The 16186-nt window shown below is 45.8% G+C and carries 12 protein-coding genes and 1 riboswitch; of the genes, 2 read left to right on the forward strand and 10 right to left on the reverse strand.

Translation table 11 applies throughout. From position 1 onward, the window contains the following. Nucleotides 1-28: 28 nt before the first annotated feature. From metH to AC07M6_RS04710, 4 genes are all read right to left on the reverse strand, one after another. Nucleotides 29-3739, reverse strand: coding sequence for a methionine synthase (gene metH, locus AC07M6_RS04695; RefSeq protein ID WP_494887766.1), 3711 nt, complete (start codon nucleotides 3737-3739; stop codon nucleotides 29-31). A gap of 138 nt (nucleotides 3740-3877) precedes the next feature. Then, a riboswitch (SAM riboswitch) is annotated at nucleotides 3878-3986 on the reverse strand. 368 nt (nucleotides 3987-4354) lie between these two features. After that, a complete protein-coding gene (gene dnaA / locus AC07M6_RS04700) occupies nucleotides 4355-5782 on the reverse strand; it encodes a chromosomal replication initiator protein DnaA (RefSeq protein ID WP_194104463.1) in 1428 nt (475 codons plus the stop codon). A 412-nt stretch (nucleotides 5783-6194) separates the two neighbouring features. After that, a complete protein-coding gene (locus AC07M6_RS04705) occupies nucleotides 6195-7745 on the reverse strand; it encodes an acyl-CoA mutase large subunit family protein (protein WP_494887767.1) in 1551 nt (516 codons plus the stop codon). Between the two features lie 2 nt (nucleotides 7746-7747). Continuing rightward, nucleotides 7748-8278 (reverse strand): DUF7935 family protein, encoded by a 531-nt coding sequence (locus AC07M6_RS04710; protein ID WP_494887768.1) that lies wholly within the window; start codon nucleotides 8276-8278, stop codon nucleotides 7748-7750. A 96-nt stretch (nucleotides 8279-8374) separates the two neighbouring features. Here AC07M6_RS04710 and AC07M6_RS04715 point away from each other — a divergent pair, with 96 nt between their 5' ends. Then, entirely contained in the window at nucleotides 8375-8728 is a 354-nt protein-coding gene (locus AC07M6_RS04715; RefSeq protein WP_494887769.1) for a HesB/IscA family protein, read from the forward strand. A gap of 91 nt (nucleotides 8729-8819) precedes the next feature. Here AC07M6_RS04715 and AC07M6_RS04720 read toward each other — a convergent pair whose 3' ends face one another. Continuing rightward, entirely contained in the window at nucleotides 8820-9542 is a 723-nt protein-coding gene (locus AC07M6_RS04720) for a TlpA family protein disulfide reductase (RefSeq protein ID WP_494887770.1), read from the reverse strand. 148 nt (nucleotides 9543-9690) lie between these two features. Between AC07M6_RS04720 and AC07M6_RS04725 the strand changes: the two genes are divergently transcribed. Next, nucleotides 9691-10935, forward strand: a complete 1245-nt coding sequence (locus tag AC07M6_RS04725; protein ID WP_494887771.1) for an ABC transporter permease — start codon at nucleotides 9691-9693, stop codon at nucleotides 10933-10935. A 104-nt stretch (nucleotides 10936-11039) separates the two neighbouring features. Here the strand turns inward: AC07M6_RS04725 and AC07M6_RS04730 are convergent, their stop codons facing one another. From AC07M6_RS04730 to AC07M6_RS04750, 5 genes are read right to left on the reverse strand one after another with little or no spacing between them, the layout of a single operon-like run. After that, complete coding sequence (locus tag AC07M6_RS04730) at nucleotides 11040-11783, reverse strand: tyrosine-protein phosphatase (RefSeq protein ID WP_494887772.1); 744 nt, start codon at nucleotides 11781-11783, stop codon at nucleotides 11040-11042. A 2-nt stretch (nucleotides 11784-11785) separates the two neighbouring features. After that, complete coding sequence (gene rfbB, locus AC07M6_RS04735; RefSeq protein WP_494888446.1) at nucleotides 11786-12838, reverse strand: dTDP-glucose 4,6-dehydratase; 1053 nt, start codon at nucleotides 12836-12838, stop codon at nucleotides 11786-11788. Between the two features lie 5 nt (nucleotides 12839-12843). Further along, on the reverse strand, nucleotides 12844-13872 hold the full coding sequence (gene galE / locus AC07M6_RS04740; RefSeq protein ID WP_494887773.1) for a UDP-glucose 4-epimerase GalE: 1029 nt from the start codon (nucleotides 13870-13872) through the stop codon (nucleotides 12844-12846). 2 nt (nucleotides 13873-13874) lie between these two features. Beyond that, nucleotides 13875-14858, reverse strand: coding sequence for a UDP-glucuronic acid decarboxylase family protein (locus AC07M6_RS04745; RefSeq protein WP_494887774.1), 984 nt, complete (start codon nucleotides 14856-14858; stop codon nucleotides 13875-13877). A gap of 1 nt (nucleotide 14859) precedes the next feature. Beyond that, a complete protein-coding gene (locus AC07M6_RS04750; protein WP_494887775.1) occupies nucleotides 14860-16170 on the reverse strand; it encodes a UDP-glucose dehydrogenase family protein in 1311 nt (436 codons plus the stop codon). Nucleotides 16171-16186 lie beyond the last annotated feature (16 nt).

Consider the following 16186-nt stretch of genomic DNA (forward strand, 5'->3'; position numbering starts at 1 on the left):
TTCTCCCCCTTTAGGGGGCTGGGGGGCTTTAGTAGTTAAGGTTAGGTCCCAGCCATCTCTCTACATCTTCCAGCGGCATACCTTTACGTACGGCATAATCCTCTACCTGGTCTTTACTGATCTTACCCAGGCCAAAATACCTGGCTTGCGGATGCGCAAAGTAAAACCCGCTTACCGATGCGGCCGGTGTCATGGCCAGACTTTCGGTCAGGTGCATTTTGGCGGCATCTTCCGCTTGCAGGATCTCGAACAGTGTAGTCTTCTCCGTATGATCAGGACAAGCCGGATAACCCGGTGCCGGGCGGATGCCCTGGTATTCTTCCTTGATCAGGCCGTTGGTATCCAGTTGTTCGTCTTTGCTATAACCCCAGTACTCTTTGCGTACCAGTTCATGCATTTTTTCGGCAAAGGCCTCGGCCAGGCGGTCGGCAAGGGCTTTGGCCATAATGCTGTTATAATCGTCATGGTCTTTTTCAAATTCGGCCACCAGTTCATCGCAGCCTAAGCCCGTAGTAACAGCAAAGCCGCCCCAATAATCGGGCACGCCGCTTTCCTTCGGCGCGATGAAATCCGACAGGGCATAATACGGCTCACCTTTAACCTTCTCGGCTTGCTGGCGCAGGGTATAAATGGTGGTTAAAACCTGGCTGCGGCTATCATCGGTATACAGTTCAATATCATCGCCCACGCTGTTGGCCGGCCAAAAGCCGATAACCCCATTGGCTTGCAGCAATTTCTCATTTACAATTTTATTCAGCAGTACCTGCGCGTCGTCGAACAGTTTTTTGGCTTCAACACCCACGTATTTATCGTCAAATATTTTGGGATAGCTGCCCCTCAACTCCCAGGTATGGAAAAACGGTGTCCAGTCGATATACGGAACCAAATCTTCTAACGGATAAGCTTCAATTACTTTGGTGCCGGTAAAGGTTGGTTTCGGCGCTATATCGCCATCCAGACTAATCTGGAATTGCCCGGTACGGGCCTCCTCAATCGTTACAAAACGCTTGTCCGATTTTTTATTCAGGTGCGCTTCACGGGCTTTGGCATATTCGTCTTTAATACCCTGGATGTAAGCGGGACTTGTTTCCCTGTTCATCAAGCTGCTGCAAACCGTTACGCTGCGCGATGCATCCAGCACGTGGATAGCCGCGCCCGAATAATTTGGCGCCACTTTTACCGCCGCATGGATGCGTGAGGTAGTTGCCCCGCCAATGATCAGCGGAATGGTAAAGCCTTCGCGTTCCATCTCTTTGGCAAAATGCACCATTTCATCCAGCGATGGGGTAATTAAACCGCTCAGACCGATAATATCTACCTGTTGTTTTTTCGCTTCTTCAATAATACGCTGTGCGGGCACCATCACCCCAAGGTCTATCACCTCGAAGTTGTTACAGGCCAGCACTACGCCTACTATGTTTTTACCGATATCGTGCACATCGCCTTTTACAGTAGCCATTAATACTTTACCAGCATTGGCGCGACTGCCGCTGCTATCCTCGCCGGCATCAATTACGCGTTGTTTCTCCAGTTCGATAAAGGGCAGCAAATAAGCCACGGCCTTTTTCATTACCCGGGCCGATTTTACTACCTGGGGCAAAAACATCTTCCCGGCGCCAAACAGGTCGCCTACTACGTTCATGCCGTCCATTAAGGGGCCTTCAATCACCTCCAATGGTTTGGCGTATTTTTGCCGGGCTTCTTCCACATCATCGTCCAGGTATTCAATAATACCTTTCACCAGGGCGTGCGATAAGCGTTTTTCCACAGGGTCTTTGCGCCATTCTTCATCACGGACGATCTCTTTACCAGCACCGCCTTTAATGGTATCAGCAAAGGCTACCAGGCGCTCGGTTGCATCCTCGCGGCGGTTCAGCAATACGTCTTCCACCAGTTCCAACAGGTCTTTAGGGATCTCTTCGTAAACTTCCAGCATCCCGGCGTTCACAATACCCATATCCATTCCAGCATTTATAGCGTGGTACAGAAATGCAGAGTGCATGGCTTCTCGTACTTTATTATTACCGCGGAACGAGAATGAGATATTACTTACCCCACCACTCACTTTAGCATGCGGCAGGTTTTCCTTTATCCATTTGGTAGCTTTTATAAAATCAACCGCGTAGTTATTATGCTCCTCTAAACCGGTAGCTACAGTCAGGATGTTCGGATCGAAAATAATATCCTGCGGCGGGAAGCCTACTTCATCTACCAGGATATCATAACTGCGCTTGCAGATCTCTATCCGGCGCTCAAAGCTATCGGCCTGGCCTTGCTCATCAAAAGCCATTACCACGGTTGCCGCGCCATAGCTCAGGATTTTGCGGGCGTATTCCTTAAACTTATCTTCGCCCTCTTTAAGGGAGATAGAGTTTACGATACCTTTCCCCTGCAGGCATTTCAAGCCGGCTTCGATAACCGTCCACTTTGATGAATCGACCATGATAGGCAGCTTGGCAATATCCGGTTCGGATGCCAGCAGGTTCAAAAATTTCACCATCGTCGCTTCCGAATCGATCATGCCCTCGTCCATGTTCACATCTATCACCTGCGCGCCACCTTCTACCTGCTGGCGGGCAACGGTTAGCGCCCCCTCAAAATCTTCAGCTAAGATCAGCTTGCTGAATTTTGGCGAACCGGTAATATTGGTTCGCTCGCCCACGTTCACAAAGTTAGTTTCGGGGGTAACGGTTACAGCTTCCAGGCCGCTCAGGCGCATATATGGCTCAATTTCAGGCCTTTTACGCGGCGTTACCTTGGCTGCTTTTTCGGCAATAGCACGAATATGGTCGGGCGTGGTACCGCAACAACCGCCAACAATATTGACCATCCCATTGAGCATAAAATCCTCTATCAAATGGGCGGTTTCATGCGGGACTTCATCGTACTGGCCAAACTCGTTCGGCAAGCCGGCATTAGGGTAGGCCGATACATACACATCGGCTTTAGCGGCCAGTTCCTCTAAGTGCGGGCGCATTTCTTTAGCGCCCAAAGCGCAGTTTAAGCCTACCGAAAGCAGGTTGGCATGTTGCACCGAATCCCAAAAAGCCTCAACGGTTTGTCCGGATAAGGTACGTCCAGATGCATCGGTGATGGTACCTGATATCATCAGTGGCAAGCCTTTGTAAGCCGGGTTTTTATGACGCAGTTCATCCTCGTAACGCTTGGCGGCAAACAGGGCGGCCTTGGCGTTCAGGGTATCAAATATGGTTTCGATTAAGAGCAGGTCCGAGCCGCCATCCACTAATCCGCGGATCTGTGTGTAATAAGCATCAGCCAGGATATCAAAATTAACAGCACGGTAACCCGGATCATTCACATCAGGCGATAGTGATGCTGTACGGTTAGTGGGCCCAACGGCACCAGCTACAAACCGTGGTTTTTCCGGTGTTTTCAGGTTGTATTCATCCACTACCTCGCGGGCAATGCGAGCACCTTCGTAGCTCATTTCGTAAGCCAGGTCCTCCATGTGGTAATCGGCCAGCGATATTACCTGTGTACTGAAGGTATTAGTTTCGATAATATCCGCGCCGGCTTCCAAATATTCGGCATGGATAGCTTTGATCACGTCCGGCCGGGTCAGGTTCAGCAGGTCGTTATTGCCTTTCAGATCAGACGGATGGTCACGAAAGCGTTCCCCGCGGAAATCTTCCTCCGTCAGGTCGTACCGCTGTATCATGGTACCCATAGCCCCGTCAATAATCAGGATGCGTTTTTCTAATTCTTTTCTAATGTCCATTCTTTGCAAGTCGTAAGTCTTAAGTCAGGAGTAATAAGTACGGTAAATCAAGCAGCAAAAAGACTGTCGACTAAAGACTTAAAACTTCGGACTTAAAAAGCGGCTTATATCGAAAAGTCGGGTGTTGTGGTTGACTTTCGCTTATCTTTCCCATTGCCTTTTGGCTGATGAGTAGAATGTAGCACCTTGTAAGTACAGGTTGCTAAGACATCGCAGGGTCTAATCCCTCCGTCTTTCTCTATAAGCAGTGCAAAGATGCGCAATAGGGCTGTAAATTGCAAATGGAATGAGTAAGGGAAAGTCGGGAAGTAAGAAAGACGGGAAGTCCGGAAGATATGATGACACGTTGCGGATAAAAAAGTACTGCTGTACTCATCTGGCTCCAGCCGGGTGACTTTAGTGGAGTTAAAAATGCAATTGCAAACAATAGCGTGGGCTCCCAACCAACGGGAGTTTATTAAATCCTTAAAAGTAAGACGCCATTAATAGTTCCATAGGACAATCATACCCGAGCTGCCTATGGAATTGCCACGGCGCTACGCTTTTCGCAATGACAAGATAATAAAAAAGGGCTGCTTTCATTCGAAAGCAGCCCTTTTTTATAGCATATGCCTTTTACGACATCTTCAATTTTTTCTGAATATCAGCTACGTAGCCTTTAAATTTCTTATCGGTATCAATCAGATCTTCCACGGTTTGGCAGGCATAGATCACGGTAGAGTGGTCGCGGCCGCCGAAGAAATGACCGATTGATTTTAAAGAGCTTTTGGTATGTGCCTTAGCCAGGTACATCGAAATCTGGCGGGCCTGAACGATCTCGCGTTTGCGTGTTTGCGATTTTACCATTTCAATAGGTACTTCAAAATACTCGCAAACCAGGTTCTGGATGTATTCCATCGAAATCTCTTTGGTTGAGTTCTTGATGAAGTTTTTCAGCATTTGCTTGGCCAGGTTCAAATCTATCTCCTTGCGGTTAAGGGTTGATTGTGCCAGCAACGATACCATAGCGCCTTCCAGCTCACGTACGTTGTTATCAATGTTATGCGCAACGTATTCCAATACCTCATTTGGCAGATCGATACCATCCTGGTAAACTTTGGTTTTCAGGATAGCCATACGGGTTTCCAGATCGGGCACCTGCAAATCGGCAGATAGGCCCCATTTAAAACGCGACAATAAACGTTCTTCTAATCCAGCCAGGTCTTTCGGCGCTTTATCTGATGTAATGATCAGCTGCTTACCGGTTTGGTGCAGGTGGTTGAAGATATGGAAGAAGAAATCCTGTGTTTTCTCTTTACCGGCAAAGTTATGCACGTCATCCATGATCAGTACATCAATAGCCTGGTAAAAATTAACAAAATCGTTAATGTTGTTATGTTTCAGCGCGTCAACAAATTGCTGGGTAAATTTCTCGCACGATACATATAATACTACCTTATCGGGCAGCGAACGTTTGATCTCGTTGCCAATGGCCTGCGCCAGGTGGGTTTTGCCTAAACCTACGCCGCCATATATCATTAAGGGGTTAAATGATGTGCCGCCCGGTTTGGCCGCTACCGCGTATCCGGCCGAACGGGCCAGGCGGTTGCAATCGCCTTCCACAAAATTATCAAAGGTATAATTTTGGTTAAGCTGCGGGTCAACATTCAGTTTTTTAAGCCCGGGTATTACAAAAGGGTTCTTGATATCCTTATTAATAGAAATAGGAATGGGCATCGATTGATTTTTCCCTTCGGCACCATTGCCATTTGATGGCATATTGGTAGTGTAAGGTTTGCTTGATGATGATTGCTCTACCACTATATTATATTCTAAGCGTCCGTCCTCGCCTAATTGTTTTTTTATGGTTTTGCGCAACAGGCCCACATAGTGTTCCTCCAGCCACTCATAAAAAAACAAACTTGGCACCTGTATCGTCAGGATGCTACCCTCCAGCCTTAAAGATTTTATAGGCTCGAACCAGGTCTTAAAACTCTGGGCAGGTATATTATCTTTAATGATTTGCAGACAACTATTCCAAACGTTAGTACAAGTTTTTTCCATGCGGTTTTCTTAAAATATTGATTTACACCTCCCACAGAAGCTTTCGATGCGACGGTTACGGAACATCGAATATTCAAAAAAAAAAGCTATTAAAAAATTAAAATTTGAAATAAATTTTAATTGTCAGAATTGACCCAATTAAGGGTGTTTTCGACTCTTTTTTTGTTTTGAAAATTCACCTGGTAACCCAGGGGTTGGCGGGCTTCCGGGCGTTCCATTATCGGGAAAGCACCCGCTTTATCAACGCCGTTATACGCAGATTGTTTACAAGTAGTTTTCAATTTTCAACATTTAACCAAAATGATAAATTATTGACTATTAATTATTTACCAACGTAAAATGTAGTTGTATTTAGCTTTCGTAAAAATAAAATGTTGATAAGTTTGGCGATAAAACGCAGACAGACAGTTGTTTAATACTCTCCAAAAACACTGCGAAGGGCATCGGCAACCTCGCCCAAAGTGGCGTAATTTTCTACTGCCTGCAGGATGTACGGCATCAGGTTTTCGGGGCCTTTCGCGGCCGTTTTTAAACGGTCTAAATTATGGTTTACAAGGGTGTTGTCACGGCTATTTTTAAGGGCCTCAATTTGAGCGGTTTGCTGCTTCCGGATGGAGTCGTCAACCCTGAAAACATCCCCATGATCTTCCTCCGGCTGGGTGAATTTATTTACACCAACAATTACACGTTCGCCCGATTCGATGGCGGTTTGATAATCATAAGCGGCGGCACCTATCTCCTGCTGAATGTAATCCTGCTCAATCGCTTTTACCGATCCGCCCATGGCATCTATCTTATCTATATAGATTTTCGCGGCTGCTTCCATCTCGTCGGTCAGCGCTTCTACAAAGTACGATCCCGCCAGCGGGTCTACCGTATCGGTCACCCCGCTTTCAAAAGCAATGATCTGCTGGGTGCGCAGGGCTATCTTGGCTGCAGCCTCAGTCGGGAGCGATAAAGCCTCGTCATAACCATTGGTATGCAGCGATTGTGTGCCGCCTAAAACTGCAGCCATGGCCTGGTGACTAACCCGTACAATATTATTATAAGGCTGCTGTGCGGTCAGTGTCGATCCCCCGGTTTGGGTATGGAAGCGTAGTTTTTGCGCATCTGGATGGGTGGCGCCCAGCTCTTGAGTAATATGCGCCCACATCCGGCGGGCAGCACGGAACTTGGCTATCTCTTCGAAAAAGTTATTATGGCAGTTAAAAAAGAACGATAACCTGCGGGCAAATACGTTAATATCCAGGCCTTTTTCCAGCGCGGCCTTTAAATAGGCTTTGCCATTAGCCAGGGTAAAAGCTAATTCCTGCACGGCGGTTGATCCTGCTTCGCGGATGTGGTAGCCTGAAATGGATATGGTATTCCATTTAGGCACTTCTTTACTGCAATACTCAAACACATCGGTAATCAGCCGCATGGATGGTGTTGGCGGGTATATATAAGTACCGCGCGCGGCATACTCCTTTAATATATCATTTTGGATAGTGCCGGATAATAGCTTCAGATCGGCCCCCTGTTTTTTTGCTAACGCGATATACATAGCCAGCAGGATGGGTGCCGTAGCATTAATGGTCATGCTGGTGGTGATCTTTTGCAGTTCGATACCATCAAAAAGGATTTCCATGTCTTTTAACGAATCGATAGCCACACCAACCTTGCCCACCTCCCCTTCGGACATGGCGTGGTCCGAATCATATCCTATTTGCGTAGGCAGGTCGAAGGCTACCGACAGGCCCATGGTACCCTGACTTAGTAAATAATGGTAGCGTTTGTTTGATTCGGCCGCGGTGCTGAAACCGGCATACTGGCGCATGGTCCACAGGCGGCCGCGGTACATATCTTTTTGGATGCCGCGGGTATAAGGGAATTGCCCCGGCAATTCGTCCATGCCAGATGGTTCGGTATAAACCTCCTTTATAATAATACCCGATGTGGTATCCACGCGCTTTTCTTCGGCCATAATTAAAACAGTTCTTCCAGGTCGGCCCTGATCATATTAATGGCAACATCATAAGGGTCGTGCTCCATTTTGCTTAAATGCGCTAATATGGCCCGCCCAAGGTCTAACCCACTGGCTCCTTCGGGCAGGCTTTTGCTGGCGCCGTTGACCAGATTAAGCGAATCGTCCTTAATGCGTTTTACTAATGCCCAGGCACGGCTGCTTACATATAATTGCTGGGTAACATTATGCTGAAACTCGTTACGCACTTCGGTTACTATTAAACTTTGCAGCTCGGCAGCGGTATAAGCCGACGCGTTTAAGCGCACCAATAAGTTTGATGGGTTAATACGGTCTATTAATAAGGCAATACGCTCGTAGGCCTGTAAACGCAGCGGCAGGGTTTGTGCCGAGGTGGCTTTTTTCAGTTCGAGCAATTGCAGCTTCTCTTTATTTTCCAGGTAAGGTTTGGCCAGGTAAAAAGCTACCATAACAATACCTGTGCCCGCTAAAGTGAATTTTACAACCTCGATAAAAAAAAGATAGATATTCATGGTTAATTATAAATGTTAATCAGAGGTCATAAATAGGTTAGCGGGAACAAATTTGGACATTTTACCTTATATTTGAGCACATTAATTAAAATTAAGATGAGTACTGTTGTTGAAACTGCGATGGCGCCTGTCAGCTTTACGGAAGGTGCAGTGAAAGAGATCCATAAACTGAAAGACCAGCAAGACCTGGGCGATGAGTTTGGCCTGCGTGTTGGTGTAGAGGGTGGCGGCTGCTCGGGCATGAGCTATGTGCTTGGTTTTGATCAGCCAAAAGATGGCGACCAGGTTTACATGATAGACGGGGTAAAGGTTTATATGCATAAAGCACACGGCCTATACCTGGCCGGTATGCAAATTGATTTTCAGGATGGTTTAAACGCGCGGGGCTTTACATTTAATAACCCTAACGCTGCCAGCACCTGTGGGTGCGGTACTTCGTTTGCCGTTTAATTGTTGCCCGCCGGGACGCAGCAATAAAGGATATATAATAAGAAAGGCTTACCGTTTTAGGTAAGCCTTTCTTATTATCTGCAAGGACTGTTTATAAAGTGATCTTGTCGCTCTCCTGTATGGTTTTATCCAGCCAATAAGGCCCGTTCATATACCCACCCGAATAATGCAGCTGTACTTTGCCTTGTTTATCTATCACTACGTTTGTGGGGTACAAATTAATATTAAACAGTTTGGCATAATAGCGTCCATCGCCTACCAAATGGTAAGCTAATGGATTTTTCTTCATAAAGTCGGCTACCTCCCAGCTCTCATCAAGGGCTATGGCTATAAATATCACATTGGGGTTATCTTTATACTTTAAGGCCAGCTTGTTTAAATCGGGTATTTCGGCACGGCACGGCGGGCAGTTGATAAACCAAAAGTTAAGCACTACGGTTTTACCTGCCCAATCCTTCACATCAATTTTTTTACCGTCAATATCCTTTATCTTAAATGGCTTAATAGCTTCGCCGGTAGTAAAAAACTTACTATCCATGGGGCGGCCCATTTTACTTAAACGGGCGACTTTTTGTTGTTCGGTATACTTAACCAGTAAAAACTCGGTATCATCTTTACGGGGATCAACCGGCTTTACCGAGTAGTCGCCGCTGGCCAGCAGCTTTTGCCAAACAACATAAGGGTATTGGGAACCTGTCGAATCCTTTACAACCGTTGTTTCAGTTAATGTGATGCGGCGGGTAGTGCTGTTAGTTTGTGCACGGGTAATAACTGCAAAAACCAATAAAATAAGACTTAGGATAACCTTTTTCATTATGTGGATTTAAGTTGTGGTTAAATTACGCTATACATTTTAAATAGGCAAGGGTTATATTTATTACTACCCTTAATAAATTCCCCACGCGCTGTAACAAAGCGCTCCTATCCACAGTCTAATCCCCGGATTTCACTATCTTTATAACATGGCGGTAAAAACAACTTTCAGGGAAAACGTGGCAATTGCACTGCAATCAATAGGTGGCAACAGGCTGCGCACCTCCCTTACGGCCCTAATTATTGCCATTGGTATTACCGCGCTGGTAGGTATATTAACCGCCATTGAAGGCTTAAAGCAACGCACTAACGATATATTTTCGCAAATGGGGGCCAACTCGTTTACCATACGTAACCGGGGTACAGGCATTAAATTTGGCGGCGGCGGCCAGCGTAAAACCTGGACACCCATAAAATACGAGCAGGCTGTACGTTTTAAGCAAAGGCTTAAAATACCCGCTACTGTTTCTGTAACTACCTACGCGTCTAACTTAGCGACCGTTAAGTACGGCGACCTGAAAACCAATCCCAATATTTCTATTTTGGGTGGCGATGAAAACTATTTAAAAACCGCCGGCTACCAACTGGCAGCAGGCCGTAACTTTTCGCCGTCCGAACTGGAGCACGCGGCTAATGTGGTTATTATTGGTGATGATATCCGTAACCGCTTATTTAAAACAGGCGACCCGATTGGCAAGATGATTTTAATCGGTTCCAATAAATTCAGGGTAATCGGACTGACACAAACCAAGGGATCAAGCTCGGGCTTTAGCGGCGGCGATCAGCAATGTATCATACCGCTCTATCGCGCCAAGCAAATATCTACCAACCCTAATGCCAGCTATACCATATCGGTAATGGTTGATACGCCTGCAGAGCAGGATGCCGCAACCGGCGAATCAACCTCCTTGTTCCGCAATATCCGTGGTTTACGCATGGGGCAGGATAATAATTTTGAAATATCCCGCAGCGATTCTATGAAAGAACAGCTGGCTACCCAATTAAACGGCATACAGGCGGCGGGTTTTGGCATCGGCATTATTACACTTATTGGCGCTGCCATTGGCTTAATGAATATTATGCTGGTATCGGTTACCGAACGTACCCGCGAAATTGGTGTGCGTAAAGCTATTGGCGCTACCCCGGCCATTATCCGCAAGCAATTTTTAATCGAAGCTATCGTGATCTGCCTCATTGGGGGGATAGGCGGTATTATTTTAGGAATGGCCGTTGGTAACCTGATCGCTGTAAACATCAGCGGTACATTTATCATCCCGTGGCTATGGCTGTTTTGCGCCATAGTACTTTGTACTACAATAGGCCTTGTATCCGGCTTTTACCCGGCTAAAAAGGCATCAAAACTTGATCCGGTTGAAGCCCTGAGGTATGAGTAGTGAATGTGCAGATGTGCGTATATGCAGATTTGCAAATGAAAGAAGGTAAATATCAAATGGAATATGCGGTCATTTGCACATCTGCACATCTCCGTATTTGCACATTATAACAGCATAATATTTTTCAACGGTTGTTCGGTCATTAGTTTTTCCAGGTAGGGCATCAGCAAGGCGCTGTGAAATGCTGCCGCGTGCCGCGGATGATGCATATCACTCGAAATAAAATCAATCATCTCGTTATCCACTAATTGCTCGGCCACCTTTTTTATTTCGCCGCCATAATACCCGGTTAAGGATATGGTATTTAATTGCATATTGCAACCCCAGCTGCGGTACATTTTTAACTCATCAATACTGATATAACCGTATCTTTCGGGATGGGCCAATATGGGTTTATAACCCTTGCTTGTTAATTTTTGTATAATATTTAAAAGATTGGGCGGCGGGGTAATAAATGAAAGCTCAAAAAGCACGTATCCGCCCTTCATCACCATTAATCCGTTTTTTTCAATACGTTCTTCAAACGTCTCATCGAAAAAGTGTTCGGCCGCAGCCTCTACCGGGATATCAATACCAGCTACAATTAAGGCTTCTTTTAATACAGCTAAGGCATTATTAATCGTTTCGGGGGTATTTCGGTAATAATCGGCCATGATATGCGGCGTGGCAATTATTTTTTTTATGCCCACCTCCATCATTTGCCTGATCAGAAAAATAGACTCTTCGGTATTTTGCGCACCATCGTCAATTCCGGGCAGCACGTGCGAGTGCATATCTACCTGTAACGCGCTGTAGTCAAAGGTTCTTACCTTTTTAATTTTCTCCTTTTTTTTGAAAAGCCCGAACATAGTTAGCGATTAGTGTATTGTTCACTGTAATATTGCTGGTAATGGCCCGATGTTACATCATCCAGCCATTCCTGGTTATTAAGGTACCAGTCTACGGTTTTTTCCAGGCCTTCTTCAAAAGTAATGCTGGGTACCCAGCCTAACTCATTCTTTAATTTGGAGGCATTTATGGCATAACGCAAATCGTGCCCCGCGCGGTCGGTTACATAAGTGATCAGCTTTTCTGATTCGCCGGTTGGCCGGCCCAGTTTTTTATCCATGATCTGGCACAGCAGCCTGATCAGGTCTATATTTTTCCATTCGTTGTGCCCGCCGATATTATAAGTAGTACCCGATTCTGCTTTGTGAAATATCAATTCAATGGCGCGTGCATGGTCTTCTACCCACAGCCAATCGCGGATGTTTTCACCTTTGCCATATACGGGGATGGGTTTGTTTTGCTTGATATTGTGTATGGCCAATGGTATCAATTTTTCGGGGAAGTGATACGATCCATAATTGTTGGAGCAATTAGAGATAACCGCATTTAAGCCGTAAGTATCCTGATAGGCCCGTACAAAATGATCGGAACTGGCTTTTGATGCCGAGTATGGTGAATGCGGATCGTAGCCGGTTTCTTCGGTAAACATACCTTCGTCGCCCAAGGTGCCGTAAACCTCGTCGGTTGATACATGGTAAAAGCGGGTGCTGTCATAACGGCCTTTCCAGTGTTGCTTAGCGGCATTAAGCAGGTTTACCGTACCTATCACGTTAGTCATCACAAATTCCAGCGGATTAGTAATGGAACGGTCTACGTGCGATTCGGCAGCTAAATGCACTACCGCATCGGGTTGGTATGTTTCAAACAGCCGGTCTATAAAAGCGGCATCAACAATATCACCTTTTACAAACTCATAATTAGGCGCGTTTTCAATATCACGTAAATTAGCCAGGTTACCTGCGTAGGTTAACTTATCAAGATTGATGATATGATATTCGGGGTGCTGCGTTACAAACCGGCGCACCACGTGCGAGCCGATAAAACCGGCGCCACCGGTAATGATAATCTTTTTAATATCCATTACGATAATGGGTTTTGTGCAATATATTTTTCCCACTCCCAGGCCGATGACATCATGACATCAATCCCTAATTCGGTTTTCCAGCCCAGTCCTTCGGCAGATTTGGTTACATCTCCCCAAACCTGTTCCACATCACCCGGGCGGCGGGGGCCAATTTTATAGTTTAATTTAACTCCTGTAGATTGTTCAAAAGCGTTTATAACTTCCAGTACCGATGTGCCTTTACCTGTACCCAGGTTAAACATATCATAACCGGTAAAGGTTTCCCGCTCCATTAACTTTAATGCCGATACGTGTGCTTTTGCCAAATCAACTACATGGATATAATCTCTGATGGCAGTACCATCTGGCGTGTTGTAATCGCTACCGTGAACGGTGATAGGCCCGCGCTTGCCAATAGCCGATTGGGTAACAAAAGGGACCAGGCTTTGCGGTACGCCTATAGGCAATTCGCCAATTAAAGCGCTTTCGTGCGCACCTACCGGGTTAAAATACCGTAAGGCAATAACTTTATACTTACTCCCGCCCGATGCGATCATATCCTTTAAAATTTCCTCGGCTACCTGTTTGGTGTTGCCATAAGGCGATTGCGCCGGTTGTACCGGTGCATCTTCGGTTACCGGCAAAACCTCGGGCTGCCCATATACGGTACAGCTTGATGAAAAAACAAAGTTGACAGACTTGGTATAGTAAGCCTCAAGCAGGTTAATCAGCGAATAAAAATTATTACGATAGTATTTCATCGGCAAATTCACCGATTCGCCAACGGCTTTAAAAGCGGCAAAGTGGATAATGCCTTCAATATCCGGTTCGGCCAGGGCAAGGCTTTGTATATCAGCATCAAGGGTAAGATCAAGCTTGTAAAAAATAGGCGTAAAGCCTATAATTTTAGTCAGCTGCTCTAATATCCCGGCTTGCGAATTGGACAGGTCATCAACAATAACCGGTTCATAACCTGCATTTACCAGTTCAACAACCGTGTGCGAACCAATAAAACCCAATCCTCCGGTTACTAATATTTTAGCCATTATTATTTATTATAGTAAGTAAAGTCTTTATGTAAAATCTCTTTCTCGGGCAGCGATTTAAAGTAATCGTAAGTGATCTTTAACCCTTCGCTACGCGATACTTTTGGTTCCCAGCCTAAAATGCTTTTTGCCTTGGTGATATCCGGACGGCGTTGTTTTGGATCATCCGTTGGTAAAGGCAAACTAATCATTTCCTGATCGGTACCCGTCAGCTTAATAATTTCCTCGCCAAATTGCTTTATCGTGATCTCATCGGGGTTGCCAATATTCATGGGCTGTGCATAATCGCTGTGCAGCAGGCGGTAAATACCTTCTACCAAATCATCCACATAGCAAAACGAACGGGTTTGTGAGCCATCGCCAAACATGGTCAGCGGTTCGCCGCGCAAAGCCTGGCCAATAAAGGCCGGTAATACACGGCCGTCATTCAGACGCATACGAGGGCCGTAGGTGTTAAAGATGCGCACAATACGGGTTTCCAAGCCATGGAAAGTATGATAAGCCATAGTAATAGCTTCCTGGAAACGCTTAGCTTCGTCATATACACCACGTGGGCCAACCGGGTTCACATTGCCCCAGTATTCTTCGGGCTGTGGGTTAACATTTGGGTCGCCATATACTTCAGATGTAGAAGCGATCAACATCCGGGCACCCTTGCTGCGGGCCAGGCCCAGTAGGTTATGTGTGCCTAACGATCCTACTTTAAGTGTTTGTATCGGTATCTTTAAATAATCGATAGGGCTGGCCGGAGATGCAAAATGAAGGATATAATCCAACTCGCCCGGAACGAACACAAATTTTGAAACATCGTGGTTATAAAACTCAAAGTTTTCGAGCTTAAACAGGTGTTGAATGTTACGCAGGTCGCCCGTAATCAGATTATCCATGCCTATTACATGGTAATCCTCTTTAATAAACCTGTCGCACAGGTGCGAGCCTAAAAAGCCGGCAGCCCCGGTTATCAGTATTCGTTTACGATCTTTCATATTAGCTAACGATTTTACGACCGATACTGTTGTAATAGAAACCGCAGTCAATCATTTTTTGCAGATCGTACAGGTTACGTCCGTCAAAAATTACCTTGTTTTTCAATAGCTCTTCTACCTGGTCAAAATCCGGAGTACGGAAAACCGACCATTCGGTAACGATCAGCAGCGCATCGGCATCCTTCAATACATCGTATTGGTTTTCGCCGTAGGCAATCTTATCGCCAATTAAAGCTTTAACATTGTTCATGCCTTCAGGGTCAAACGCGGCAACCGTCGCGCCAGCCTTCAGTAAATCGTCAATGATATATAATGCCGGCGCTTCGCGGATATCATCGGTTTCCGGCTTAAATGCCAGTCCCCACAATGCAAATTTTTTGCCTTTCAAATCGCCTTTAAAGTAATTCTTTACCTTTTCTACCAATACCGTTTTCTGGATGGCGTTTACATCCATTACCGCGTTAAGGATCTTAAAATCGTATTTGTTTTCTTCGGATGCTTTGGCCAAAGCCTGTACATCTTTAGGGAAGCAGCTACCGCCATAGCCAATGCCCGAGAAAAGGAAACGTTTACCAATCCGGTCATCAGAGCCTATCCCCTTGCGTACCATATCCACATCGGCGCCTACCAGTTCGCACAGGTTGGCTATTTCGTTCATAAATGATATTTTGGTTGCCAGGAATGAGTTAGCGGCATATTTAGTTAATTCAGACGAGCGCTCGTCCATAAAGATGATTGGGTTACCCTGGCGCACGTATGGGCCATAAAGTTCGGCCATTAGTTTTTGTGCGCGTTCGTCGCGGGTACCTACAACCACACGGTCGGGCTTCATAAAGTCGTCTACGGCCACACCTTCGCGTAAAAACTCGGGGTTTGATACTACTGCAAATTCCACATTAGTGTTAGCCTTTAAAACAGCAGTCAGCTTATCAGCCGTACCCACCGGAACGGTCGATTTGGTTACAATAACTTTATATTCCTTCAATAATAGCGCGATATCTTTTCCTGCACCCAGTACATAGCTCAGATCTGCAGCGCCATCGGCACCTGGAGGGGTTGGTAGTGCAAGGAATATGATTTTGGCATCTTCAATAGCTTCGGCCAGGTTGGTTGTAAACGATAAGCGTTCTTGCTTAATATTACGCAGGAACAATAGCTCTAAACCAGGTTCATAAATAGGTAGTTCGCCATTTTTCATGGCCTCTACTTTTTTTACATTAATGTCAACACAGGTTACATGGTTACCTGTTTCGGCAAGGCAAGTTCCGGTAACTAAGCCTACATATCCAGTTCCAACTACGGCTATTTTCATTTGCTAATTTTTTTTA

The sequence above is a fragment of the Mucilaginibacter sp. GW821-FHT07H05 genome, from assembly GCF_059418485.1.